This is a genomic window from Burkholderia sp. Tr-20355 (genome assembly GCF_017104685.1).
GTDB classification, from domain to species: Bacteria; Pseudomonadota; Gammaproteobacteria; order Burkholderiales; family Burkholderiaceae; genus Burkholderia; species Burkholderia seminalis.
The window spans coordinates 1-26,288 of record NZ_JAAGPK010000053.1 but is presented as its reverse complement, the minus strand read 5'-3'; the positions used below and the strand labels follow the sequence as shown (position 1 = coordinate 26,288).

Annotated in this window: 17 protein-coding genes; 6 read left to right on the top strand and 11 right to left on the bottom strand. The window is 63.7% G+C overall.

Going from position 1 to position 26,288, the window contains the following annotated elements; all coding sequences use genetic code 11:
* Positions 1–122: 122 nt before the first annotated feature.
* The 3 genes from G3N62_RS16395 (at position 123) to G3N62_RS16385 (ending at position 3,092) form a co-directional block, all read left to right on the top strand.
* Positions 123–536: a helix-turn-helix domain-containing protein gene (locus G3N62_RS16395; protein ID WP_034187884.1), complete on the top strand. Its 414-nt coding sequence runs from the start codon at positions 123–125 to the stop codon at positions 534–536.
* Positions 537–556: 20 nt separating this feature from the next.
* Positions 557–2,344, top strand: coding sequence for a chloride channel protein (locus G3N62_RS16390; protein ID WP_124669910.1), 1,788 nt, complete (start codon positions 557–559; stop codon positions 2,342–2,344).
* A gap of 412 nt (positions 2,345–2,756) precedes the next feature.
* Positions 2,757–3,092 carry a hypothetical protein gene (locus G3N62_RS16385; RefSeq protein ID WP_021162025.1) on the top strand — a complete coding sequence of 112 codons (336 nt, stop codon included), beginning with the start codon at positions 2,757–2,759 and terminating at the stop codon, positions 3,090–3,092.
* Positions 3,093–3,180: 88 nt separating this feature from the next.
* On the opposite strand, the gene G3N62_RS16380 is transcribed toward G3N62_RS16385, so the two are convergent.
* Together G3N62_RS16380 and G3N62_RS16375 are read right to left on the bottom strand one after the other, a co-directional pair.
* Positions 3,181–3,501, bottom strand: a complete 321-nt coding sequence (locus G3N62_RS16380) for a pyrimidine/purine nucleoside phosphorylase (protein WP_006478890.1) — start codon at positions 3,499–3,501, stop codon at positions 3,181–3,183.
* Positions 3,502–3,674: 173 nt separating this feature from the next.
* A complete protein-coding gene (locus tag G3N62_RS16375; RefSeq protein WP_049034222.1) occupies positions 3,675–4,577 on the bottom strand; it encodes a LysR substrate-binding domain-containing protein in 903 nt (300 codons plus the stop codon).
* A 180-nt stretch (positions 4,578–4,757) separates the two neighbouring features.
* Here G3N62_RS16375 and G3N62_RS16370 point away from each other — a divergent pair, with 180 nt between their 5' ends.
* Together G3N62_RS16370 and G3N62_RS16365 are read left to right on the top strand one after the other, a co-directional pair.
* Positions 4,758–5,942 carry a M20 aminoacylase family protein gene (locus tag G3N62_RS16370; RefSeq protein ID WP_124669909.1) on the top strand — a complete coding sequence of 395 codons (1,185 nt, stop codon included), beginning with the start codon at positions 4,758–4,760 and terminating at the stop codon, positions 5,940–5,942.
* A 42-nt stretch (positions 5,943–5,984) separates the two neighbouring features.
* Complete coding sequence (locus G3N62_RS16365; protein ID WP_069704662.1) at positions 5,985–7,304, top strand: MFS transporter; 1,320 nt, start codon at positions 5,985–5,987, stop codon at positions 7,302–7,304.
* Between the two features lie 619 nt (positions 7,305–7,923).
* Here the strand turns inward: G3N62_RS16365 and G3N62_RS16360 are convergent.
* The 9 genes from G3N62_RS16360 to G3N62_RS16320 form a co-directional block, all read right to left on the bottom strand.
* Positions 7,924–8,178, bottom strand: coding sequence for a PAAR domain-containing protein (locus tag G3N62_RS16360; protein WP_124669908.1), 255 nt, complete (start codon positions 8,176–8,178; stop codon positions 7,924–7,926).
* A 136-nt stretch (positions 8,179–8,314) separates the two neighbouring features.
* A complete protein-coding gene (locus tag G3N62_RS16355) occupies positions 8,315–9,109 on the bottom strand; it encodes a hypothetical protein (RefSeq protein ID WP_206141259.1) in 795 nt (264 codons plus the stop codon).
* On the bottom strand, positions 9,094–12,027 hold the full coding sequence (locus G3N62_RS16350; RefSeq protein ID WP_124669906.1) for a glycoside hydrolase family 19 protein: 2,934 nt from the start codon (positions 12,025–12,027) through the stop codon (positions 9,094–9,096). Before G3N62_RS16350 ends, G3N62_RS16355 begins: the two co-directional genes overlap by 16 nt.
* A 60-nt stretch (positions 12,028–12,087) precedes the next feature.
* Positions 12,088–14,592, bottom strand: coding sequence for a type VI secretion system Vgr family protein (locus G3N62_RS16345; RefSeq protein WP_124669905.1), 2,505 nt, complete (start codon positions 14,590–14,592; stop codon positions 12,088–12,090).
* A 784-nt stretch (positions 14,593–15,376) separates the two neighbouring features.
* Entirely contained in the window at positions 15,377–16,480 is a 1,104-nt protein-coding gene (locus tag G3N62_RS16340; RefSeq protein WP_034187891.1) for a porin, read from the bottom strand.
* A gap of 63 nt (positions 16,481–16,543) precedes the next feature.
* Entirely contained in the window at positions 16,544–16,963 is a 420-nt protein-coding gene (locus G3N62_RS16335; protein WP_034187892.1) for a DoxX family protein, read from the bottom strand.
* A gap of 172 nt (positions 16,964–17,135) precedes the next feature.
* Positions 17,136–18,413 (bottom strand): cytochrome c, encoded by a 1,278-nt coding sequence (locus G3N62_RS16330; protein WP_034187893.1) that lies wholly within the window; start codon positions 18,411–18,413, stop codon positions 17,136–17,138.
* A 2-nt stretch (positions 18,414–18,415) separates the two neighbouring features.
* Positions 18,416–20,035, bottom strand: coding sequence for a GMC family oxidoreductase (locus tag G3N62_RS16325; protein WP_034187894.1), 1,620 nt, complete (start codon positions 20,033–20,035; stop codon positions 18,416–18,418).
* Entirely contained in the window at positions 20,035–20,541 is a 507-nt protein-coding gene (locus tag G3N62_RS16320) for a sugar dehydrogenase complex small subunit (RefSeq protein WP_049028374.1), read from the bottom strand. Before G3N62_RS16320 ends, G3N62_RS16325 begins: the two co-directional genes overlap by 1 nt.
* A gap of 305 nt (positions 20,542–20,846) precedes the next feature.
* Between G3N62_RS16320 and G3N62_RS16315 the strand changes: the two genes are divergently transcribed.
* Positions 20,847–26,288, top strand: a 5,442-nt coding sequence (locus G3N62_RS16315; RefSeq protein WP_206141258.1) for an MG2 domain-containing protein, incomplete at its 3' end; no start/stop codon positions are given.

Genomic DNA, 26,288 nt, shown 5'->3' with positions numbered 1-26,288 from the left:
GCACGTGACGCCACAAAACGGCTGACGCAGCGCGGAACATCTCCATTCCGCCCAATATCGTTTATTTATATCATGTTATGATATATTTGACGCTACCGAAACCGCCCGTACGACCGACCTCGATGAACGATACCCGACGCGCGCTGAACAAGAGCGATTTCCAGCAACTGTCCGAGTTCCGTTACCAGATGCGCCGCTTCGAGCGCTTCTCCGAACGCGCCGCGCAAAGCGAAGGCGTGACGCCGCTGCAATACCTGCTGCTGCTGCACATCAAGGGCTATCCGCATCGCGAATGGGCGACCATCGGCGAGCTCGCGGAACGCCTGCAGGCGCAGCATCACGGCGTCGTCGCACTGGTGACGCGCTGCGAAGCGCTCGGGCTCGTGAAGCGCAAGCCGAGCGAAGCCGATCGCCGCCAGGTCGAGGTCCACCTCGAGCCGGCCGGCGAAACGCTGCTCGCCCGCCTCGCGGCCATGCATCGCGCCGAGCTGAAGTCGCTCAAGGACACGTTCCAGGTGCCCCGGATCGATTACTGACCCTTGCCCTTGCCACGCCGATGAACGCACCACACAAACGCGATTTCGCGCCCAACGAACGCCTGCCCGGGATCGCGTTGCTTGCCGCCGGGATCGGCCTGCTCAGCACGCTCGCCGCGTTCGTGCTGTCGAGCCTGATCCACCTGTTCACGAACCTGTTCTTCTTCCAGCAGCTCTCGTTCGCCGACCGCTCTCCGGCGAACAACACGCTCGGCGCATGGGTGATCGTGATCCCGGTGATCGGCGGGCTGATCGTCGGGATGATGGCGCGCTTCGGTTCGCGGAAGATCCGCGGCCACGGCATTCCCGAAGCAATCGAGGCGATCCTGTTCGGCAAGAGCCGCATGTCGCCGAAGGTCGCGATCCTGAAGCCGCTGTCGTCCGGCGTCGTGATCGGCAGCGGCGGCCCGTTCGGCGCCGAAGGCCCGATCATCATGACGGGCGGCGCACTCGGCTCGCTGGTCGCGCAATGCGTGCACGTGACCGCCGCCGAGCGCAAGACGCTGCTCGTGGCCGGTGCGGCCGCCGGCATGACGGCCGTGTTCGGCACGCCGGTCGCCGCGGTGCTGCTCGCGGTCGAGCTGCTGCTGTTCGAATGGCGTCCGCGCAGTTTCCTGCCGGTCGCGCTGGCGTGCGCGGTGGCCGGGTTCGCACGCGCGGTGTGCTTCGGCGTCGATCCGCTGTTTCCGCTGACGACGGCCGTGCCGACGCCCGTCGCGCTGCTGTCGTGCATCGTCGCCGGCCTGCTGTCGGGCATGCTCGCGTGCGGCCTGTCGGCGGCACTCTATCGCGTCGAGGACACCTTCGCGAAGCTGCCTGTGCACTGGATGTGGTGGCCCGCGCTTGGCGCGATCGCGATCGGCATCGGCGGCTGGCTCGAACCGCGCGCGCTCGGCGTCGGCTACGACGTGGTCGGCGATCTGCTTCATCAGCACATCGCGTTGAAGATCGCACTTGCGCTGCTGGTCGTGAAGGCCGTGATGTGGGTGATCGCGCTCGGCTCGGGCACGTCGGGCGGCGTGCTGGCGCCGCTGCTGATGCTCGGCGCCGGCCTCGGCACCGTGCTGTCGCCGATGCTGCCGGGCGGCGATCCGGCGCTGTGGCCGCTCGTATGCATGGCCGCGACGCTCGGTGCCACGCTCGGCGCTCCGCTGACCGCGATCGTGTTCGCATTCGGCCTCACGCACGACGCGAACGCGCTGCTGCCGCTGCTCGCGGCGACGCTCGTCGCGCACGGTTTCTCGACCATCGTGATGAAGCGTTCGATCATGACGGAGAAGATCGCGCGTCGCGGCTATCACATCTATCGCGAATACGGCGTCGATCCGCTCGAGCGCCATGACATCGGCGAAGTCATGACGTCGGCCGACCGGGTCGTCGCGATCGACGGCGCGACGACGCTCGCTACCGTCGAGTCGCGCTACTTCGGCGCGAAGCAGACGCATCGCGCGTACCCGGTCGTGCAGCACGGCCGCCTGCTCGGCCTCGTCGATCGTGCGACGCTCGATGCGCAGCGCGCAGAGGCAGGCGCCGAGTCGCCGATTTCCGATGCATTCGCCAACCGCGTGCCGGTCGTCGCGCTCGCGCACGAAACGTGCCGCGTCGTCGCATCGCGACTCGCGATGCTCGGCCTCGAACGCCTGCCCGTCGTCGACGACGAGCAATCGCTACGCGTCATCGGCATCGTGTCGCGCAGCGACCTGATCAAGCCCGCGCGCCATCACTTCGACGACGAACAGAAGCGCGAGCGCTTCCGCCCCATCGTCCCGGTCAACCTGCGCGACGCAGGCACCCGCGAGGCGGGCTGATGCCCCCGCGTGCTGCATCGCATTCGGTCGCGTCCCGCGTTTAAAGTTGGTTAACAGTTCGACGGGCGAAAGTTTGTCATGATGGTGTCCATGCGACGGGGCCATCAATCAGCCATTCCACTTCGCCATCTGATAAAGAGTCGCGGCACGGCATGCACGCACATGCCGTTTGCCGCGGCCGTCACGACACCACACGACCGGACCGCGCGCCGACCGGGCAACACATGACGTCGAGTCGCAGACGACGCATGCCGCATCGCAGCAACGCTGCACAGCACCGGAGCCGCCATTTGGCAAGCGCGTTAACAACTTGTTTCGGAATAGCCGGAACCGTGCTCGCCCGATGCGATCTCACTAGCACGCAGTACTACTGCGGATCCCACCTAATCAATCACGACTCGAGGGAGATAACGTGAACGCGAAATACTTACCGCTCATCGCATTGACCGTGGCATTTTCTGCTCATGCAGCCGATTCTGCCCTGCAGAACGTGGGACAAAGCCAAAAGCCCGCCGACCAGGTCGCGCAGTGCATCGCCAAGACGTGGGCCGACAAGTCGCAACAGCAAGTGACGTCGCAGTACGAACTGGCGAACGGCCTCGCCATGGCCGTTTATGCACCGGGCCAGCAGCCGCCGAACGGCGCTGCCGCCGTGGTGCGCCCGGCCAACGCCGCGAACGCGAAAACCTGGGTCGGTTTCCGCGGCGGCGATGCCTCGTCGGCCGGCGACATCAACGCCTGCCTGTAAATCGAACAGGCGCTCCGGATGGCCTTGCGCCATCCGCTTGCGACAAGCCCCGTTTCGACGGGGCTTTTTCTTTTTCTGCCGCCCGCGCTTACAGGTAGCTGCAGACGTAATCGAGCGTCTCGAGCACTTCGATGTCGAAGCGGCTCTTGCCCGGCACCGAGAACGACTCGCCGGCGCCATAGGTTTGCCATTCGCTGCTGCCGTCGAGCTTCACGCGGCACTTGCCGGCCTGCACTTCCATCAATTCGGGCGCGTCCGTACCGAAGTTGAGCGCGCACGGCAGGATCACGCCGAGCGTCTTGCGCGTGCCGTCCGGGAAGAGCACGGTATGCGACACGCACTTGCCGTCGAAATAGACGTTCGCGCGCTTGACGACCGATACGTTGTCGAATTGGGTTGCACTGGTCATGTGATGCCTCTGATTGCTGGATGCCGGATAGTGATGGATTGGAGGCCGGCCGGAGCGGCGGGCCGGCCGATATCATACCGGCTCGCGCGGCATACGTCGGAACGGCCGGCCGCCGGTCGCTTGTCGGGGTGGTCATCATCAGGATGACTACATGATTGCCGTGGAACTCGGGTTCACCGCAACCCCTTGCGCCGCGCGGAATCGCGCAAGCAGTCGAGCAGCATCGCCGCGGCCGGCGTCAGCGGGCTGTCGCGGCGCGTGACGACCTGTACCGAGACACCCGGCAGCCGCTCGCGAATCGGCAACACCGCGAGCTGGTCGCGCGCCCACTCGCCCTGCAGCAATTGCTCGGGCATCGATGCGATCAGGTCGCAACCGGTCATCAGGCTGTGTGCGAGCCCGAAGCTCGGGCATTCGACGACGCGCGCCGGCACCGGCAGCCCGTACGCGACGAATGAATTGAACAACACCTGCGTCGAGCTTTCCGGCGACGGGTTCATCAGCCAGTCGGCGTCGACGAGATCGGCGAGCGACGTGGCCGACGCGAGCGGATGCCCCTTGCGCGCGACGATCAGCGAGCGGCTCGCGTAAAGCTCCGCATGGTCGAACTCGGCCGCCAGCAGTTCGGGGACGACGACCGCCACCGCGAAATCGAGCGAGCCGTCGTGCAGGCGCGGCAGCGCGACGCCCGGAAACCCTTCGATCAGGTTGACGCGCGCCACTGGGAAGCGGCGCCGGAATGCCCGAAACGCGTCGGGCAGGATCGTCACCGCGGCCGCCGGTGTGATCGCCGCCGACACGGAGCCCGTCATCGCCCCCTGTGCCTGCTCGATGTCGTCGCGGGCGCGCTGCATTTCGGCGACGATCAGCCGCGCGCGCACCTGCAATTGCTGGCCGAACGCGGTGAGCTGAACGCCGCGCGCGGTACGCACGACGAGCGACACGCCGAGCGCGATCTCGAGTTCCTTGACCGCCTTCGTCAGCGCCGCCGGCGACACGTTCAGGCGCCGTGCGGCCGCACGGATGCTGCCTTCTTCGGCAACGGTGACGAACGCTTTCAACTGATGGTATTTCATGGCGGCAACGCGTGATCCGTGGAAACCCCGTGCATCGCGGCGTTACCGGCTCAGGGTATTCCCGAGCGGCAACCGGTGGTGTGCACCAAAGCAATTTATCAGCTTCTGGTACGCAAAAGAAATTTATATGCTTGCTCGTCATATACGCGTCAAACGCCCTTCGGCCCCACTGGAGACCCCATGCTGCAAGCCGTGAACCCCGTCATCCCCGGTATCGCCGCGATCGCTCCCGAGCTGGTCGAGGTGCGCCGCCGCATCCACGCCCATCCCGAGCTCGCGTTCGAAGAGACGCTCACGAGCGACCTCGTCGCCGAGCTGCTCACCGGCTGGGGCTATGAAGTGCATCGCGGCATCGGCAAGACGGGTGTCGTCGGCGTGCTGCGCGAAGGGCAAGGCACGCCCACGGTCGGGCTGCGCGCCGACATGGACGCGCTGCCGCTCGCCGAAGCCACGGGCCTGCCGTACGCGAGCCGCCATGCGAACAAGATGCACGCGTGCGGCCATGACGGCCATACCGCGATGCTGCTGTGCGCGGCGCGTCACCTCGCGGCGACGCGCCAGTTCTCCGGCACGCTGAACCTGATCTTCCAGCCGGCCGAGGAAAACTTCGGCGGCGCGAAGGCGATGATGGACGACGGCCTGTTCGACCGTTTCCCGTGCGACGCGATCTTCGCGATCCACAACATGCCGGGCCGCGCGGCCGGCGACATGGCCTTCCGCACCGGCGCCGCGATGGCGTCGGCCGACCGCGTGACGATCACGCTGCGCGGCATCGGCGGCCACGGCGCGATGCCGCATTTCGCGCGCGATCCGATGTCGGCCGCGGGCAGCATCATGGTCGCGCTGCAGACGATCGTCGCGCGCGAGGTCGACGCCCAGCAGGCGGCCGTGATCACGGTCGGCAGCGTACAGGCCGGCGAGACGTTCAACATCATTCCCGAGACCGTCGTGATGAAGCTGTCGGTACGCGCGCTGAACGCCGACGTGCGCGCGCTGCTCGCGCGCCGCATCGAAGCACTCGCGAGAGGCCAGGCGGAAAGCTTCGGCGTGAGCGCGGAAGTCGACTACGACTACGGCTACCCGGTGCTCGTCAATCACGCGGAACCGACCGCGTTCGCGGCCGACATCGCGCGCCAGATGCTCGGCGCCGAACGCGTCGAAACCGAAGCCGCACCGCTGATGGGCAGCGAGGATTTCGCGTTCATGCTCGAAGCGCGCCCCGGCTGCTACGCGTTCATCGGCAACGGGATCGGCAGCAAGGGCGGCTGCATGGTGCACAACCCCGGCTACGACTTCAACGACGACATCCTCGCGATCGGCGCCAGCTATTGGGTGCGCGTCGCCGAAGCCTGGCTCGCCGCCTGACGGCCCTTCATCACGCAGTTTCGCGCTTATCGGGGGAACCCCATGGAAACGTCTGCACTTCCGTTCGCCGGTACGCCGGTCGATGCCCGCGCCGCCGCGAAGAAACGCCGGCTGATCGCGGCCGCCGCCGTCGGCAACGCGCTCGAGTTCTACGACTTCACGGTCTACAGCTTCTTCGCGATCCTGATCGGCAAGCTGTTCTTTCCCGTGCATTCGCCGTTCGGGCAGTTGATGCTCGCGGTCGCGAGCTTCGGCGTCGGTTTCGTCACGCGTCCGCTCGGCGGGCTCGTGATAGGCATGTACGCCGACCGTGCCGGCCGCAAGAACGCGATGATCCTCACGCTGCTGCTGATGGCGCTCGGCACCGCGACGATCGCGGTTGCACCGACCTTCGCGCAGATCGGCATCGCCGCACCGCTGCTGCTCGTGCTCGCGCGCCTGCTGCAGGGGTTCGCGTCGGGCGGCGAAGTCGGCGCGTCGACGACGCTGCTGCTCGAGCAGGCGCCGCAGCATCGGCGCGGCTTCTACGCGTCGTTCCAGTTCTCGAGCCAGGGGCTCGCCGCACTCGCCGGCGCGCTCACCGGCGTTGCACTGACGTCGACGCTGAACGCCGCGCAACTCGAAAGCTGGGGCTGGCGCGTGCCGTTCATCATCGGCACGCTGTTCGTGCCGCTCGGCTACTGGCTGCGCCGCACCGTCGAGGAGGTACCGGCCGCCGCACCTGCCGCCGCGCACGACGAGCCGGTCGCGTCGCTGCCGCTCGCCGACGTGCTGCGCCATCACGGCAAGGCGGTGTTCGCGGGCCTCGGCGTGACGATCGGCGGCACGTCGATCCACTACATCATCGTGTTCTACATGGCGATCTACGGCGTGCAGGTGCTGCATCTGCCGACCTGGCTGTCGATGACGGCCGGCTGCGTCGCCGGCGCGATCCTGATGCTCGTGACGCCGATCGGCGGCCACCTGTCCGACCTGTTCGGGCGCAACCGGATCGTCTGGTGGACGCGCATCGCGCTGATGGCCGCGATCTACCCGGCGTTCATCGCGCTGAACCGCTGGCCGGGCGCCACGTCGCTGCTGTCGATCATCGCCGCGCTGTCGATCGTGCATGCGATCAACATCGGCGCGACGGGGGCCATGCTCGGCGAGTTGTTCCCGCGTGCGGTGCGGGCGACGGGCGGTGCGCTGGTGTACAGCGTGGGCGTCGCGATCTTCGGCGGCTTCGCGCAATTTTTCGTCACGTGGCTGATCGCGGCAACCGGGAATCCGAATGCGCCGGCGTGGTATGCGATCGGTTGCGGCGCGATGACGTTGCTCGCGATTCGTTGCATGGATGAAAAGGCGGGGAAGGCGTTGGACTGAGCGGTGGGGGGATGCCCGGTGTGTGAAGCGTCATTGACGCCGCGCGCATCGGACATCATTGACCAATGCACAACACCACGATCACCCTTCCGGCGACCACACGCACGATCGCCTTCGGCGGGCCCGTGCGGCGAGTGCGCGCAATATCGTAGCGTCACCGATTCCCACAGGCCCCACCGGTTCCGGACGGGGTCTTTTCGATTCTCCTTCTGCATCGGCCACTCAGGAGAAACGTAATGTCCGACACCGTCTCCCCAAAACGAGCGCTGCTTTCGCTCAACATGCAGGCGGGATGTTCCACGATTCCGATCGTCCGCATGGCAGCGAACGCTTGCTGGCCAACGTCAACCGGTTGATTTGTCCTGCGTACGACGCCAGCGGGCCGATGTTCGCCGTGCGTTACACCAGCCCTCCCGGCTCGCCGATCGCACCCGACTCGCCGTGCTGTTGCCGGAACTCTCGATCGATAAGGCACGCGACATCGTGTTCGCCAAGACCCGACCGAGTTGCTTCGCGGGCACGCGGCTGGTATTGGTGAGATCGCGATCGTCAGGGTGAAGACGCAATACTGCATGGGCACGGCCGCATTAATGGCCGGGCCTCGCGCTGCTGTTTAGCGTCACCCGAGACTCGAAATCAGATGACAGCCGCATGTAGCGCGATGGCCGTGTCGTGCAACCGGAATGCCGTCGTCCTTCATCGATTCGTCGCCTTCCTCGACGAGATTCGGCGACACCTCAGGATGCTGCGGACACGACACGCGGTCGCCTTTACGGGCGACGTAGCGGCCATCAAATTTCATCGATGACGAGCCAGTTTCGACTTTGCCTCCGTGGTCCGTAGAATCACCGACTCGAACGAAATTAATGGACATATCTCACCCTATCTCGGATATCCGAGTTCACGACAACAGAAATTCCACCCTATATTCATAATTTCACACCCCCACCTAACGCCATTCAATCTCAATACCTTACCCATCGACTCAGCATCTTTTAATGGAATCCGATCTACTCGCATATAGCCAAGTCTTCACATTTAATCCATTTGAGTATAGCACCATGCCGCCTCGTAAAATATTTTACAAGATACCAAAGGCCGTTTTCACTATTGAAATCCGCGAGCTGAACTCTATCCCCTCTCAGCAAATACATTTTTGCCAAGGAAGAACCCGAATGGTCATCGTATAATCCAGCCTTATCCGCAACAACCGTCGTAATTACCGGCGTGCGCTTCACATAGCCCCGCTGATTGGTGACGATTATTTTTTCAGAAATTTTCCCATCAGCGTACACAGAACGAGAAACCTCATCACATCCAACACACGCATCACTTATTGCGATTTGATATCCTCCATTCTCGAGTTTATAGACATCCTCATATTGCTTTCCATCAAACCGATACGAACTAATCAATCTACCCCCTTCGACTCGAAAATTACATATATCCCGATCCGAGAATCTCAAGACGGAAAATCTGCGCGACGTACGATCATAAGAGAAAAATTTCGAACAACCATCCGCCCCACCACTCGTGGCTGCAATTTCTTTACTTCCATCTTTATAAATATCAACAATAGCCAAATTCTCGTAACCGTCCTCAATGGCCTTTTTTAGATCGCCGGCTGGCTCAATGCTTCTGCACGTTGACGAACCGCTACAATCACGGATTTCCCCTTTTTTATTTATCGAGAGTCCATTGGAAATCTCAGCAGAAGCAACTGACGACACAATCACAAAGATCGCATAAATCAAGCCAAATTTTAGCAACATATTTATTTTTAAAATCATCAAACCAATCCCCACTCTTTCTTGATTCGATCAAAAAGCTCCTGGCGCTCGGGCAATCCATTATGTCCACCATTAACGGCCAGCGTAACCAATCTGACATTATTTTTCTCGTGATCCACGATGATATTTATATCGCCCTTGGCGTCATATTTTTCCGAAATCGCTCCTTTGTTGCGCCAGTACCAGCAAGATGCGTCAATAGCGTTTTCCATATCGGTAGCAATAAGCTCAGGATCGGTTACAAAATCGATCCCCCTGTGAGCCGAGTATGCTGCATAGTTATTTTTCCATGTCAGTTGAATTATTCCCCTCCCCTTGTATTTCGGCCCATCCCCGAGATTAGTATTTCCATTTTTAATAGCATCCGGATGCACCCCGGGATTATAACCCTCGCCAGAGGCGAACTCTATTGTTGTCTCGAATCTAGCCGATTCATGGAAGCATTGCGCGAGAAAATGAGCTTTATGATAACAACCGACAATTCCATATTCCTTAAGTTTATTATTAAGCAGCGAAACGAATTTATATTTTTCGTATTTATATATATTCGGGTATTTTTCCGGAAACTCCTGCACAAAGGTCCTTGATCCGCCTTTCCCAGTAAACCAGTCTCCCGATTTTCCGTACATCTTTTCCAATAGCTCGACCGTAATTGCACAGCAATCCGTGTTCGCAAAATTCCCCAGCAACCCAATCGGATGGAAGTGCCAAGGCGAGAGGTCCGTAGGAAAGCCATCAACTCCCTTGACTTGTTCCCACCACTGAAGCTTGGCAAGCCGATCAAGTTCCGTCTTCCACATCTCGGTCTGCTTCTTCATGAGCGGGGTGAGTTCCTCCCACTTGCCCATACCGCCACCCCATTCGGTTTCATTGCGCACAACAAGGTGCGAAACCGCTTCAGCCATCCACCGCGTTTCCAGCGCATGCTTCAGTTCCTGTGCAGTCACCTTCCCGTCGTGGTTCGTATCGATCGCCGTTTCAAGTTTCGTGATGAGTTCGCCAGCGTTGACCTTCCCCGCCGCGCCCTTGAACTCGGTACCTTCCTCATCCGCCAGATATTGTTCGGTCGTATGGATATGGCGTTTGAACATGTCGGCAGGGCTGACGCTGCCGTTGTCGACCAATTCGAAACCCGGCCATTCCCAAGGGCTACGCAACTGCACGCCGTCATGACTGGTATCGCATACCCATCCTTGTCGTGCGGAACCGTCCTTCGAACCAATCGTGATGTTCCACCAGTGATGCCCCTTGTCGTCGATCGCGACATTGTCCGCCCCAAGCTTGTCGAGACCCGTACGGCGGAGCACATCCCGGAAATCCGCTTCCGGCCCGCTTGCCTTGGAAACGTCCAGCGGAAAGTTCTGCCATCCCGCGACATTCGCCGTGCTGATCGTGTTCGCGAGACTGCTTTCAACCCACATCGGGTTCCCAACGTCCGCGAAGGTTTGTTTGGCCTTCTGCTTGCCTTTCGCGGGCACAGTCATCACGCTCTTTGGCTGCACCTTGATCCAGCGCGAACCCTTTGCGTCGCCTATCGGTACAAGCTTCAATCCGGATTGGGTCAGTTTCTGATCCGGCGCGGGCACTTCGCTGACCAGCTTGGCCCCCGGCTCGATTTCCAGAAGCGGTTTGTTTTTATCGTTCAATTCTTTCGCATGCGCACGGCTTTGATCGATGAAGTCTTTCAGGTCCGGCCCCGCGAACACTTCGAGATGCAACATCGGATAGTTCGGCTTCGGCGGTATCGGGCTCGCCTTACTGGGCCATTGATACTGGCCGACATGCGCGACGACTTCGCCTGCCTTGACGCGCTGCGGCTCCTTCAGGATCACTACCGTATCGAGCGGTTTCGGATCGACAACAGCGTCCAGGTCCCCTTTGAACACGTAGCTCCACGGCGCTTGGGGGGACACCGGCTTACCGACTTCGGCAGACAAAACCGTGCCCGATTTAATGGACTTGATCTTGATCCAGTCCAGGTGTGTGGGATCGCCTTCGCCCGCAACGATTTCGGCCCCCATCGGTAATATCCCGATAATCTTGCTCTTTCCGTTCGGCAACTCTCGAATGTGCAAGCCTGTCTCCGGCGCTGGAGGAGTGGCATCTTGACCGCTATCTGCGGGCGGAGGCTCGTTCTGGTTCGTGTTGTTGACAGGCAGATCGTCGGCACCATTGATCCGCTTCGCGGATGGCTGCGCAGGCGCCTTCCGCTTCGGAACGGTTTGCTTGTCCTTCGCCTTGCCGCCCACTCGATAGTAGCGATCGCCTTCCCAATACGACATCGGTACCGGAAGCGCCGGGTCAGGCTTCGGGTTCGATTTCGCCTGTTCAATTGCTTTCTGATAGCCGGCCCAATCCATCGTGTGCATGTACAGGCTGAAGAACACGAGGGATTTGTCGTTCGCCGGTTTGCCGTTGGACGGCGCGTTATTGGCAGGGGCGGCTGTCGGGGGCGCGGTGTCAGTCGATGCAGGCGCGGGGGCCGATGCGGGAGCCGATTTCGCGGATTCCTTCGTGGCCGGCTTCGGCGGCAACTTCAGTTCGTGGCGGACCAGTACAAAGCCGGTCGAGTAGTGCGCCCGACCAGCATTGTTCGGGTACGTCGTTTCCTCGTATTTCGCGTTCAGCCGATACGCCACGATTTTGCCGTCCGCAATCGCGCGCACGCCGCTGTCCTGCTTCAGCATTTCCGCGCTGCCGTCGGCGAAGTGCACGCCACCGTGCCACATGCCGCTGACGCCGAGCGGATAAAAGCCGTTTTCGCACTTGGCCAGCGCCCTGAAATAGGTCATCGGGTCGGCCGCGTCGTTCTTGCCTACCGGCGTGAACGGGTAGGCCCAGCTCAGTGCCGTATCCGCCGGTTCCGCAGGTTTGGTGGCCGATTTTGGGGCGGACGCCGGATGGTGCTTCTTTTTAGGCATTGTCTTGCTCATGATTCCCGACTCGGATTCGGTTTCAGGATTTTTTGTATTGGAACGATCCCGCCGCGCGGTTTAACCGGAGAACACGGTGAAACGACCGCCGTCGGCCGATACCGGCGACGAATGCAGCGGGTTTCGCAGCGCGCCGCTTGCCGCTCCCGCTTTCTCCCAATCCGCACACTTTTCTACAATCTGGCCGGAGGTTGCGTTCTCGATCATGTTCGCCGTCAGTTTGATGTACGAACCATTTGCGCCGATCCAGATTTCGTCAGCCGACAGATACATCCTCTTGCCCGCCGTAATTTTCACGTCTTGCGATGCGGCCAAGCTCATCGAATCGTTCTGCGCCTGAAGGTCTATCGGCCCGCTCCCCGCGTAGATCTTGACACCGAGTTTTTCCGCAAAGAGGCTGATTCGCTCCAGCACACTGGCGAGCAATGCTCGCCCGGCCGCGAGGTTGATGTTCTCGCCGGCAACCACATTGGCTTGCTTGTTTGCCGTAACGTGTGCCGACCCTTGTGTCGATACGGCAATGCCTTCCGGACTCGACAGCAGCATGATCGGCTTCGCGAAGCCGTTCGCGTTGCCCGTGCCACCGCCTGCCGTGCGCCCCCCCTTGATCGTGCCAGCCACCGGGTGCCGCGTTGCGTCCGTGAAAGTTTTCAGTGCATCGTGGCCGTCTTGCTGACTCTGCGCCCGATTCGTCTGGCTCGCCTGCGACGTCGTCGCCAGCATCGCTTCGGCGCGAGTAAGCTGTTCGGATGCCGCCGCCGCACGCATCGGTTGCGTGGCTGCCGGTTGCGTCGACACATAGAGCCCTTGTTCGGCCCGCACCGCACCGTAGCCCAATGACTTGAGGTCGAAGCCCTGTCCGATGAATGCACCGCGCGTGTTGCCCGAATGCTGGATCAGGTAGCCCAGGTGCAAATGCGAGCTGTAACTCGTCGAATACAAGTGCACGCGGTTCTGCCCGCTGGCGTCGTCCATCATCAGCTGGTTATAACCTTCGCCGCCGTATTCGCGCGACAGCAAGCCCGAGGTCAGCCCGTGCGTGTGCCATTCCGGCATGCTTTCGCCACCGTGCATTCTCGACAGAATCACGGGGCGATCGCAATCACCGTTAACGAAGCCGATCAGGACTTCGTCGTTCTTGCGCAGCGGAAACATGCCGCCGCGCTTGTGGCCCGCATCGGGCATCGCCGCGCGTATCCACGCCGAGACGTTCTGGTCGCCGTCATTGAGTCGATCGGATGTCAATCGAACCTTCGCTCGCAACATCGCATCCGTATGGATTTCCTCGCTGCCCGGTCCGCCGACAATGCCGGTCTGAAGCTGCATGACGGGCCTCTTGTGTTCGAACGGACTGCGAAACGCGACGCGACGCCGCTGCGCTTCGATTTCGACGTGGAAAAATCCAACGCCACCGTCGGTATGGCGCACCACCGAACCTGCACCATTCGTACGCACTTGCTCGACCTCCGCGCGCACGCTCTTGCGAAAGCGCATCAGGTTTTCCAGCCCCGGCACGTTATTCTGGATGAGCCAGCTCACGGAAAGAATCGCCATCTCGCGATCCTGTTCCAACTGCGCATCGTGCACCGGGTGCCCGGTCAGCAGACCATAGCGACCCGGCCATGCGCAACGCAGTGCACCCACTCCGTAGAAGCGCTGAGCGCGTGAGCGCCATTCCTCGGCGATAAAGTTCGCTTGAGCCTCGCCCATGTCGCGATCCGACCACGTGTGCGACCCCGTGTATTCGTATTGCTCGCCCAAGCCTGGAACATCGTCGAGATCGAATGCGGGCATCGTGACGTGTTTGGAAAGATCCGGACGCTTGTAATCGAACGTGCCCGTGTCGAGTTCGGCGGACTGGATTTCTTGCGAATCGATCCATTCGCTCAGGCCGTCGAATTCCTCGTCCTGCACCGAACCGCTAAACGAGATGGTCCTGCGCTTCAATTCGGGAACTGAAAAAAGGTCGTCCATGATGACGACCCGATGCGACTTTCCGTCCGGTGCAATGTCGAAGCGCGGAAACAGGCCGAGTTCCTCAAACGTGCGGTGGACGTAGTTCCAGTCGGATTCCCATTGCATGCGCTGAGAATACGAACGTAGCGCTCGACGCAATTGCCAGGTCACGTTACCGGATGCCTGCGGATACTTTGCGAGCACGTCGGACACGGTTTGCTGTGCGGGCGCCTCGACCCAGTCCCGACGGTCGCTGCCCAGCCGAAGCAGCGCGAGGAACGAATTGAACCGAAGCTGGTAGTAGGTGTTGGCACCGTCCGCGCCCAAGCGACTGAACGCAGTCACATAACCGTGAATCGGCATTTCGCTGCCGTCCGTCTGCCGAATCCACAGCGTCACGGATTGCCGAATCAGGGCCTTGGCCTGAATCAATTCGAGCCGGGTCGAGGTTGCATCGATCGTGAATTCGAAGTCTCGCCCCAAGCACGCACGCCCCCGGACATAGAGCGGAATCAACCGGTCCTCGCCAAGCGGCGTGTCAAGACGGACAATCCGTCCGTGTTGCGTGTATTGCGCGCGCAGCGCCTTGTTCAGCAAATCGGAAACCATCAGGCTACCCCGTACCATGTAGTAACAGAAACGACCGCCGGGCAACGCCACGAGCTGATTGCTATCTCGTCAAAAGAGGAAAAGGCCCGGAATTGCCACCACTGGTGAGAACCTTCGGGCACCGGCGCGATTCAAACCACTGAATCGGACCGAATCGGCATTCATCGCATCCAATCGTGATCCGTCCCGTCGTACGCTGATGATGCTTTCCCATTCAGCGTCGCAACGCGCCGGAATGAATCCCGCACAACTTACATCCTGCTTTCGATTGCGGCAATGTCGCGGGAAGCATCGGCTCGCGACTGGTCGAGCAGCTGCATTCGGCAGCGTCGGCAAAGTCGTGATTGCCGGGATGAAGATGGACATGGCATGCCGTACGGGCGCCAGCCTCGGTTTTCGTGCGGTAATGGTCGCCTGTGCACGATCTTCATGGACACGTCCGTGCTGTCGGCCGAACGGATCGAATAGTGGCGATATCAGTTGATAGCGACCAATCGCGGATCCGTTGTCTGCTTCGGATTTCCGGACCGTAAACGTTTCGGAGTGTGAATCCATCGAGTGCGCATCACCGGCAGCGCACTACTCAGGTACGCCATACGCTATGAGCGAACCGATGGCCGCTCGATGTACGGCAGCGATATAACAGCCGTCCCGGCTCGCAAGATGCATTCGAATTCCGCGTCGACACCAATATGCTCGCCGCAATCATCTTCGCAGTCGCCGTAAACGCAAAAAAGGCACGAGTGCGACCACCCGTGCCTTTTACGTATCTGCCGTTGCCCGCTTAGAACGTATGCATCATCCCCACATACGCCCCCGTCTGCGACTCGCCCGCCAGCGGGCTCGTGCCCGACGTCGCATCGCGCGGCGTCGCGAGCAACGAGAAGTTCGAATTCCCGCCGTTGCGCACATACGCGACCGTGCCGTACAGGAACGTGCGCTTCGACAGGTTGTACGTGGTGCCGAGCACGTACATCATCGCGTGCCCCGACGGATCGTGCGATGCGTCGCTGCCGCCGTCGCCCACCTTCACGTAATAGCCGCCGGCCGTCACGGCCCATTGCGGATTCGCCGCATAGGTCGCGCCGAGCCAGTAGTGATCGGCGCGATCGGCCACGCCGGCCGGGCTGTCTGGCGCCTGGTAGTGCGTATACGCGCCCTGGATCTTGAACTTCTGCACCTTCACGTTCGCGCCGACGAAATACTCGCGCGACGCGGTGAAGATGTTGCTGAACTTGCCGTTGTTGTCGCGCAGTTCGTCGTAGATGCCGCGTACGTCGAGCACCGGCGAATGGTACGAGATCATGATCCCGTCCGAGCGGCCGAAATCGTCGGCCGCGCCGTAGTTGAAGCCGCGCGACTGGTTGCCGAACGCATACTGCGCCTGCACGTCGAAGCCGCCGATCACCGGGCTGTGATATTCGATGTTGTTGCTGCTCTGCTGCCAGTTGCGGCCACGCACGAGCGACGCCGACGAAAACGCCTGCTGAACGAACGGGTCGAATTCCCACACGCCGTCGCTGTCGATGAACAGGTTGCGGCCGGCCTGCAGTTGGCCCCACGTGTTGCTCTTCAGCCCGACATACGCGCGGCGGGACCACATGCGACCGCCGCCCGTCGTGCCGTTCATCACCTGGAACGCGGTTTCCAGGTTGAAGACCGTCGACAGCCCGCCGCCGAGATCCTCGACGCCCTTCAGGCCGAACATGCTGGTGCCCCAGTCGCCGCCTTCCGCGCTCCAGCGCGACTTGCTTCCGTTCGGCGTCGCGATGTGATTCAGGTATTCGATACCGCCGTCGATCCGGCCGTACAGCGTCACGCTCGTCTGTGCAAAGGCGGCCGCCGGTGTGGCGGCCGCGATCAGCCATGCGAAATGTTTAAGTCGCAAAATGATGCCCCCTCGGAGTCTCGACCTTCCCGCGCGCGCCCCATGCGCGCGCCCAGGGTCCGTTTATCCGCGATCGATCGAATATCGACCGGGGCCCGCTGCGCACAGTGCAAGCAAGCCGCCCGCGATCGCGATGTTCTTGTAGAAATGAATCATGTTGTTGATCTGCTCGCCGCCCGTCATCGTCCAGTAGTGGTGGCCGATGATGCCGGTGCCGATCGTATAGAGCGCCAGCAGCAGCGCGAGCGGGCGCGTCTGGAAGCCGACCAGGATCGCGATGCCGGCGAACAGCTCCATCACGACGGAGATCGCCGCGGACACGATCGGCGCGGGCGCGCCCTCCGAACCCATGAACGCGATCGTACCGGAGAAGTCGACGATCTTCTTCCAGCCGAACATCACGAACAGGATCACGAGCAGGATTCGGGACAACAGCAGCAGCACATCGCGCTGGGACGCGAGAAACGGTTGATTCGGTGTCATGGTCTCGATCAACGAAAGCGATGCACGGTCTACGCGCACCGGATTGCCAACGATCCAGGACGGGCGGCCGCCTGCGCCGCCCGCCCCGCTCTGCAACAACCGGCATCGGGCCCGCCCGATGTGCTGTGCGCCTCCTCTTGTCTATTGTTGCCCTGCTTCGCCGCGCGCCGCGTCAGCGCAGCTTCGCGACGTCCTGCTCGGTCACCTTCGCGGCCGGATTGCCGAACTGCCCGGTCAGGTAGTTCGTCAGCGCGGCGATCTGCGCGTCCGACAGCTCGTGACGGAATGCCGGCATCCCGACATCCTCGCTGCCGGCCTTGCGCTGCACGCCGTTCAGGATCACCTGCACGAGGTTGGTCGGATTCGGCGCGCCGACCGTCGAGTTGTGGAACAGCGGCGGGTAATAACCGTCCGGCGTGCCCTTGCCCTGCATCTGGTGGCACGTCGCGCAGTTGCCGAGGTACAGCCGCGCCGGATCGATGCCCGACGACGCGAGCGCGACGCCGCGCAGCTTCAGCCCGTCCTCGGCCGGCTTGCCCCACGACGAGCGCGACTGCTTCGCGTCGCCGCTGGCCACCGCCGGCACCGTGCGGATGTACGTCGAGATCGCGCCGATGTCCGCTTCCGTCATCTTCGAGAAGCTGTGCTCGATCGCCTCGGCCATCGGGCCGGCCGCCTGCGCGAGGCCCGGCACGCTGCCGGTGCGCAGGTACTGGACGAGCTGCTGCTGCGTCCATCCGCCGATCCCCGCGTTCGGGTCGGACGTGATGTTGTAGCCGTCCCAGCCTGCGAGTACCGAACCCGACAGGAAGCTGCCGCCGGTTTCGTCGAGCGATTTCTCCTGCATCGCGATGCCGCGCGGCGTATGGCACGTGCTGCAGTGCGCGAGGCCCTGCACCAGATACGCACCGCGGTTCCATTCGGCGCTCTGCGCCGGCTTCGGCTGGTACACGCCGTCCTTCAGGAACAGCCAGTTCCAGACCTTCAACGGCCAGCGCATGCTCAGCAGCGCGGGAATCTCGTTCTTCGGCGGCGCCTGCTTGACCGGCTCGACGCCGTGCATGAAGTACGCATACAGCGCCTGCACGTCGTCGTCGTTGATCTTCGCGTACGACACGTACGGCATCGCCGGGTACAGGTTGTCGCCGTTCTTCGAGACGCCGTGGCGCACCGCGCGCTCGAAGTCGTCGAACGTCCAGTTGCCGATGCCGGTATCCGGATCGGGCGTGATGTTGCTCGTATAGATCTTGCCGAGCATCGGCACCGGCATGCCGAGACCGCCCGCGAACGGCTTGCCGCCCTTCGCGGTGTGGCACGCCATGCAGTCGCCCGCGATCGCGAGGTATTCGCCGCGCTTGACCTGCGCCGGATCGGCCGAGTCGGCCGCGCGTGCGAAACCCGGCAACGCGAGGCAGCCGGCAAGGAGGAAGGTGAGAGTAGATTTCCGCACGGTCAGACTTCCTTCTTCAGCGTGTCCGACATCCGCAGCGCAAGCGCCGCGATCGTCAGCGTCACGTTTACCGTACCGACGGTCGGCATCGTCGAGCTGCTCGAGATGAACAGGTTCGGATGGTCGAACGTGCGGCAGTCCTTGTCGACGACCGAGTCGCGTGCATCCGCGCCCATGATCGTCGCGCCCGTGATGTGGTTGTTCGGCGCGAACTCGTCGTTGAAGACGACTTCGGTGCCGCCCAGCACCTTCGCGGCCGTCGCGTAGACCTCGCGCGTGTGTACGGCGCCGCGCTTCACGTAATCGTCGATCGCGTACGTGATCTCGGGGCGCGGGATGCCGATCGCGTCGGTGGCCGTCTTGCTCGGCACGATGCGGTTCTCGGGCTGCGGCAGGATTTCGTGGAAACAGTCGAACTGCACGTAGCGCGCGGAGCGGTCGCGGATCTGCGCGTCGAGTTCCGCGGGCTTCATCAGCTTGCCGGCCTTGAAGATCTTCTGCGTCTCCTGGTTGATGCGCGACATGTTCGACAGGTGGATCTTCTTCGCGGCTTCGGTCGCGCGGAACGGGCCGTCGCGGAACCCGATCAGCGACGTCATCTCCTGCGGGCCGCGGCCCGGCCACAGCTTCTCGTTCGCGTAGAACGACACGCCGGTGCCCGGATGGTCCATCAGGTTGCGGCCGACCATGTCGGAGCTGTTCGCGACGCCGTTCGGGAAATCGCGGTTCGCGGACATCAGCAGGATCTTCGGCGTCTCGATGCCGTTCGCGGCCACGACGAAGTACTTGCCCTCGACGCGATGGTCGGCCCCCGTCTTGTCCTTGTAGATCGCGGCGACGATGCGCTTGTCCGGCCCGGTCTCGAGCTTGTAGACGACCGCGCTGTCGATCAGCTTCGCGCCGGCCTGCTCGGCCTTCTCGACGTGCACGATGCCGTTGTACATCGCGCCGATCGGGCAGATCGGCATGCAGTTGTTGTTCCCGCAACAAGTGGGCCGGCCGTCGTACGGGCGGCTGTTGCGCGCGACGGGTTCGGTCACCACGTGGAACTTCGGGTCATAACCGTTGAGCGCGCTCTTGATCGTCTGCTCGTTGAACGACAACGGCAGCGGCGGCATCGGGTACGGCGCCTTGCGCGGCGAGTACAGGTCTTCCTCGGGGCCCGGGCCCCACACGCCGAGTTCCTCCTCGGCGCGCTGGTACCAATGCTCGAGGTCGTCGTACTGGATCGGCCAGTCGCGGCCGACGCCGTACACGGTCTTCATCTTGAAGTCGTTCGGGATGAAGCGCCACGCCGACGCGGCCCAGTGCCACGTTGTGCCGCCCACCGCACGGATGTACTGCGAGTTGAACTTGTGCTCGCCCTTCAGGATCAGGTAGTCGTTCGGCGGGCCGTATTCCGGATGCGGCGCCCATGCGCTCGACGGGTACGGCGCCATGAAATCGGTCTTGTCGACCTGGTTGCGAAAGCGCTCGACGATGTCGCCGCGCGGCATGCGCGGGCCGGCTTCCAGCAGGATCACGGACTTGCCGGCCATCGCGAGCTGGTGGGCAACGATCGCGCCTGCGACACCCGATCCGACGACGACGACGTCGGCTTTTTGCGTATCGGTATCGGCCATCAGGCTTGCCTCTCGATCGGTTTTTCGGCCCAGAAGCCGGGTTTGTTGGGGCAATACGAGGGAATCACGAGCGTATCGGAGACGACGCTGAACATTAATGCTTCTTCGTAGGTAATCACGACGTTGTCGACGATGCCGAGATACCACGCTTCAAGAATCTTCAGCGCGAGCGCTTCCTGATCGGGGTTCAGCGAACCGGACGCAAGTGCGCCGGCGAGTTGCGGCAGGCTGTCGGCCGTCTTGAACGAGCCCTTCTGCAAGGCCTGCAGGAAGCGTTCGCCGAGCACGCGGCTCAGCCCCTTCTTGCCGGTCAATGCTTCCGAGAGCGTCATGAACGTATCGAGCGGCGCTGTGCCGGGATCGTCGGCCAGGGCCCGCAACGCCAGCGAGCCGGTGAGGCCCGCCGCCGTCAGCGCCAGTGCGCCCTGCAGCCATTGACGCCGTGTGATGCCGCTTGCGGTTGCGTCGCTTTCGCGACGCGAGTGGGGAGTGTTGTCGTTGTGCATGTTTCCTTCTCTCGAACACCGGATTCGGGAAAACCACGCTTGATATTTCTCAAACATTGGCGCGGACCTGAAATGTACGCGCACAAATCGGATCGAACAATCTTTTTATAGTCCATTTAATGTTCCGCAATCCGAGACAATCGAAATTTCGATGCATTTTTGTGTCGTCGGCGCGACAAATCTGCGGCGCGCAACCCCGGTGTCGCATGCCGGCGACACCCCGCGCGCCGCGATGCGCGCGCATGACGGTCGGTTAGAATCGCGTGCAATCAAACAGAAAGCTTCCCTCCGAGGGCAATCGAGCGATGAAGCAGCACGACAAACACAACAAAGCCGATCGAACCGACCGCACCATCCGGCTGCTCTGGCGCATCGGCGCCGTCGCGGCGCTCGGCGGCGCAGCGGCGCTTTCGCTGCACGCGGGCGCGGCGCGCACGGTGAGCGTGTCGCCGCAAGGCACCGTCACCGAAGTCCGGCAGAGCGTCGTCAAGTTCGACGAACCGATGGTCGCGTTCGGCTCGGCCTCCGCGCCGAACCCCGCCCGCGTGACCTGTAACGACTCGACGGCCGCGCGCGGCCAGGGTCACTGGCTCGACGACAAGACCTGGGTTTACGACTTCGAAAACGACCTGCCGCCCGGCGTGCGCTGCTCGGTCGCGCTCAACGACACGCTGCGCTCGGTCGCCGGCAATGCAGCCAGCGGCCCGCGCCGCTTCACGTTCCAGACGGGCGGCCCGTTCCCGGTGTCGGTGCGCCCCGGCTCGCGGGAAATCGAGGAACACCAGGTTTTCGTGTTGAAGCTGAACGGCCCGGCCGAGCCGCGTTCGGCGCTCGCGAACATCTGGTGCGAAGCGGCGGGCATCGGCAACCGCATTCCGGTCACGGCCGCCGACGACGATACGCGCAACGCGCTGCTCGATCATTTCGGGTTCAAGAAGGAAGCCGCGCGCGTGCTGACGCTGTCGTGCTCGCAGGCGCTGCCGGCCAGCGCGAAGATGCAGCTCGTCTACGGCAAGGGCGTCGCGAGCCCGAGCGGCATCGCGAACGAAACCGAACGCCGCTTCGATTTCACCGTACGCGCGCCGTTCGCCGCGAGCTTCTCGTGCGAACGCGAGAACGCGAAGGCGCCCTGCACGCCGCTGCGCCCGCTCACGCTGTCGTTCAATGCGCCGATCTCGCGCAAGAACGCCGAAGCGATCAAGCTGCGCGGCCCCGACGGCTCGCTGAGCCCGACCTTCGCGGCCGACGACCACAGCGAGGAAGTGACGACCGTCACGTTCAACCCGCCGCTGCCCGCGCAGGCCGGCCTGACGATCGAACTGCCGTCGGGCCTGCGCGACGTGACCGACCGCTCGCTGTCCAACGCCGACCTGTTCCCGCTGGCGACACGCACCGCGCCGATGCCGCCGCTCGCGAAATTCTCGTCGGGCACGTTCGGGATCGTCGAGCGCTTCGCCGAACCCGACACGCCCGCGCTCGTGCCCGTCACGCTGCGCAACGTCGAGGCCGACCTGCATATCGCGGGCCTCAACGCGGGCGGCGCGCAATTCGCGAACCTGAAGGTCGAGAACGATACGGCGATTCGCCAGTGGATGCGCACCGTCGACCGCTTCGACAACTGGTCGATGACGGCCGGCTCGATCGACAGCCAGATTCCCGGCCTGCTCGACCGCAAGGGCCAGCACCCCGTCTACGTGCCGCTCGAAGCCGGCGAAAAACAGCCCGCGCCGAAGAATCGCCGCATCGACGTGCGCTCGCTGTCGCTGCTCGAGGGCGAGCCCGGCGCGCAAACGCTGACGCTGCCGCAGGCCGATCCGAAGACGCTGCGCCCGTTCGAAGTGGTCGGCGTGCCGATCGACAAGCCCGGCTTCTACGTGCTCGAACTCGCGTCGCCCGCGCTCGGCCGCTCGCTGCTCGCGAAGCCGTCGAGCATGTACGTGCGCACCACCGTGCTCGTGACGAACCTCGGCGTGCACCTCAAACAGGGCCGCGAGAACAATCTCGTCTGGGTCACGACGCTCGACAAGGGCAAGCCGGTGCCGAACGCGCAGATCCGCGTGTCGGACTGCAACGGCGACGAAATCGCGGCCGGCACGACCGACGCGCAGGGCCTGCTGAAGATCGACGGGCCGTTCGAGCCGAAGCGCGCATGCAGCTCGTCGGAGCAGCGCTTCGACGACTACTTCGTATCGGCGCGCGTCAACGATCCGAAAACGGGCCCCGACATGGCGTTCGTCAGCTCGGGCTGGAACCGCGGGATCGAATCGTGGCGCTTCAACGTGCCGACCGACACCGACAGCGCGCCGACCGTGCGTGCGCATACGGTGTTCGACCGCACGCTGCTGCGCGCCGGTGAAACCGTGTCGATGAAGCATTTCATCCGCACCGAGACGCTGCAGAGTCTCGCGTTCCCGTCGCAAACCCCGACGCGCGTGACGATCCGCCATCTCGGCACGGGCCAGACGTACAAGCTGCCGCTCACGTGGGCGGCCGACCATAGCGCGGACACGCAGTTCACGCTGCCGGCCGCCGCGAAGCTCGGCGAATACAGCGTCGAACTCGAAGGCGGCCCGGAAGATGCACCGACCGCCACCTACTACAGCGGCAGCTTCCGCGTCGAGGCGTTTCGCCTGCCGGTGCTGAAAGGCTCGATCGGCGCGCGCGACGCGCAGAAGAGCCCGCTCGTCGCCGCGAAGGAAGCGCCGCTCGCGGTGCAGATCGACTACGTGTCGGGCGGCGGCGCATCGAACCTGCCCGTGCAGGTGTCGGCGCTGATGAAATGGGCATCGCCGCCGTTCGCCGATCGCTTCGAGGATTTCAGCTTCACGCCGTACCGTCCCGACTCGAGCGACGGCAACGCCGACGACGATTCGCAGGACGGCGACAACGCGTCCTCGTCGAACCACGATCCCGACGCGACGAAGCTGATCGCCGACAAGCTGCCGCTGACGCTCGACCGCAACGGCGCGGGCTCGGTCACGCTCAAGGGTCTGCCCGACGTCGACGCGCCGAAGCGCATCGCGCTGGAAGCGACGTTCGCCGATCCGAACGGCGAAGTGCAGACGATCCGCGGCGACACGATCCTGTGGCCGGCCGCGGTGGTGGCCGGCATCAAGGCCGGCCGCTGGGTGTCGGTCGGCCAGCGCGTGCCGGTGCAGGCACTGGCGGTCGATTTGCAGGGCAAGCCGCGTGCGTCCGTGCCGATCGAGATCAAGGGCGTCGCGCACATCACGACCTCGTCGCGCAAGCGGATGGTCGGCGGCTTCTATACGTACGACAACAAGAGCGACACGCGCGAGCTCGGCGTGCTGTGCTCGGGCAAGACCGACGACAAGGGCCGCATGGCCTGCGACGCGACGCTCGAACAGGCCGGCAACGTGCAGCTGATCGCGGTCGCGAAAGACGGCGACGGCCGCACGTCGAATGCGTCGACGTCGGTGTGGGTCACGCGCGAGGACGAACTCTGGTTCGGCGGCGACAACACCGACCGGATCGACGTGATCCCCGAGAAAACGTCGTACGAACCAGGCGAAACGGCCCGCTTCCAGGTGCGGATGCCATTCCGCTATGCGACGGCGCTCGTCGCGGTCGAACGCGGCGGCGTGATGGAAACGCACATCGTCGAGCTGAACGGCAAGAATCCGACCGTCGACCTGAAGGTCGGCGATTCGTGGGGGCCGAACGTGTACGTGTCGGTGCTCGCGCTGCGCGGCCGGATTCGCGAGGTGCCGTGGTATTCGTTCTTCACGTGGGGCTGGAAAGCGCCGGTCGAATGGGCGCGCGCGTTCTGGCGCGAAGGCCGCCACTATGAAGCGCCGACGGCGTTCGTCGACCTGTCGAAGCCCGCGTTCCGCTATGGTCTCGGCGAGATCAAGGTCGGCACGGGCGTCCATCGCCTCGGCGTGACCGTGACGACCGACGCGACGCGCTACACGGTGCGCGGCAAGGCGCAGGCGCACGTGAAGGTCACGCTGCCGAACGGCCAGCCTGCACCGGCCGGCACGCAGATCGCGGTCGCGGCCGTCGACGAGGCGCTGCTCGAACTGATGCCGAACAACAGCTGGGACCTGCTCGACGCGATGCTGCGCCGGCGCGCGTACGGCGTCGAGACGGCCACCGCGCAGATGGAGATCGTCGGCCGCCGCCACTTCGGCCGCAAGGCCGTGCCGGCCGGCGGCGGAGGCGGCAGCGCGCCGACGCGCGAGCTGTTCGACACGCTGCTGCTGTGGAATCCGCGCGTGACGCTCGATGCAAGCGGCAGCGCGACCGTCGAGGTGCCGCTGAACGACGCGCTCACGCGCTTCCGGATCGTCGCGATCGCGGCGGTCGGCCCCGACCGTTTCGGCACGGGCAGCACGTCGATCCGCAGCACGCAGGATCTGCAGTTGATCTCCGGCCTGCCGCCGCTCGTGCGCGAAGGCGACGCGTTCCGCGCGCAGGTCACGCTGCGCAACACGACCGACCGCGCGATGCAGGTCGTCGTGACGCCGCGCGTGACGGGTCTCGACGTCGCGCCGCAAACCGTGTCGCTCGCGGCCAATACGGCAACCGAGGTTGCCTGGACCATCACCGTGCCCGAGCAGGCGCTCGATGCGGCCGGTGCGCTGAACTGGCGCATCGAGGCGGCCGAGCAAGGCGGCAAGCGCGCGTCCGACGCGCTGGCGGTCGCGCAGAAGGTCGTGCCGGCCCTGCCGGTGACCGTGCAGCAGGCCACGCTCGCCCAGGTCGACGGCACGCTGACGGTGCCCGTGTCGGCCCCGGCCGGCGCCGTGAACAACGCGCAGGGTTCGCCGCGCGGCGGCATCGCCGTCTCGCTGCAGTCTAAGCTCGCCGATGGCCTGCCCGGCGTGCGGCGCTGGTTCGAGCGTTATCCGTACCGTTGCCTCGAACAACAAACGTCGCGCGCGATCGGCCTGCGCGACCCGGCGCAATGGCAGGCGCTGATCGCCCGCATGCCGGTCTACCTCGACGGTGACGGGCTGGCGAGCTATTTCCCGCCGTCGTCCGACGATTCGCACCACGGCAGCCCGACGTTGTCGTCGTACCTGCTCGTGGTGTCGGACGAAGCCAGCCGCCTCGACCCGCGCTTCGCGCTGCCGGAAGACCTGCGCACGCAGCTCGAGGCCGGGCTTGCACGCTTCGTCGACGGCCGCATCGAGCGCAACGCGTGGGCGCCGCGCCAGGATCGCGACCTGCGCAAGCTCGCCGCGATCGAGGCGCTGTCGCGCTTCGGCGCCGCGCAGGGCCGCATGCTCGGCTCGATCGAGATCGCGCCGAACCAGTGGCCGACGTCGGCGGTGATCGACTATCACGCGATCCTGACGCGCGTGAAGGACATCCCGCAGCGCGACGAGAAACGCGCGCAGGTCGAACAGATCCTGCGGGCGCGCCTGACCTACCAGGGCACGCAGCTCGTGTTCTCGACCGCGCGCGACGACGACCTGTGGTGGCTGATGACCAGCAACGAGACCAACGCCGCGCGTCTCGCGCTGGAATTCGCGGGCGACCCGGCATGGAAGGACGAGATGCCGCGGGTGACGGCCGGCCTGCTCGCGCTGCAGCGCCAGGGCGCATGGCAGACGACGACGTCGAACGCCCTCGGGCTGCTCGCGGTCGAGCGCTTCTCGCGCACCTACGAGAGCACGCCGGTCGCCGGCGCGACGAAGGTCGCGCTCGGCGGCGACGAGCGTTCGATCTCGTGGTCGCAGGCGCCGGCGCCTGCCGACACGCCGGCGTCGGCCACCGCC

Bases quoted from the DNA above. Each gene is read 5' to 3' on its own strand.
- G3N62_RS16320 (WP_049028374.1), bottom strand. From the start codon at position 20,541: ATGCACAACGACAACACTCCCCACTCGCGTCGCGAAAGCGACGCAACC.
- G3N62_RS16395 (WP_034187884.1), top strand. From the start codon at position 123: ATGAACGATACCCGACGCGCGCTGAACAAGAGCGATTTCCAGCAACTG.
- G3N62_RS16375 (WP_049034222.1), bottom strand. From the start codon at position 4,577: ATGAAATACCATCAGTTGAAAGCGTTCGTCACCGTTGCCGAAGAAGGC.
- G3N62_RS16345 (WP_124669905.1), bottom strand. From the start codon at position 14,592: ATGGTTTCCGATTTGCTGAACAAGGCGCTGCGCGCGCAATACACGCAA.
- G3N62_RS16325 (WP_034187894.1), bottom strand. From the start codon at position 20,035: ATGGCCGATACCGATACGCAAAAAGCCGACGTCGTCGTCGTCGGATCG.
- G3N62_RS16370 (WP_124669909.1), top strand. From the start codon at position 4,758: ATGCTGCAAGCCGTGAACCCCGTCATCCCCGGTATCGCCGCGATCGCT.
- G3N62_RS16350 (WP_124669906.1), bottom strand. From the start codon at position 12,027: ATGAGCAAGACAATGCCTAAAAAGAAGCACCATCCGGCGTCCGCCCCA.
- G3N62_RS16335 (WP_034187892.1), bottom strand. From the start codon at position 16,963: ATGACACCGAATCAACCGTTTCTCGCGTCCCAGCGCGATGTGCTGCTG.
- G3N62_RS16380 (WP_006478890.1), bottom strand. From the start codon at position 3,501: ATGACCAGTGCAACCCAATTCGACAACGTATCGGTCGTCAAGCGCGCG.
- G3N62_RS16390 (WP_124669910.1), top strand. From the start codon at position 557: ATGAACGCACCACACAAACGCGATTTCGCGCCCAACGAACGCCTGCCC.
- G3N62_RS16365 (WP_069704662.1), top strand. From the start codon at position 5,985: ATGGAAACGTCTGCACTTCCGTTCGCCGGTACGCCGGTCGATGCCCGC.
- G3N62_RS16360 (WP_124669908.1), bottom strand. From the start codon at position 8,178: ATGTCCATTAATTTCGTTCGAGTCGGTGATTCTACGGACCACGGAGGC.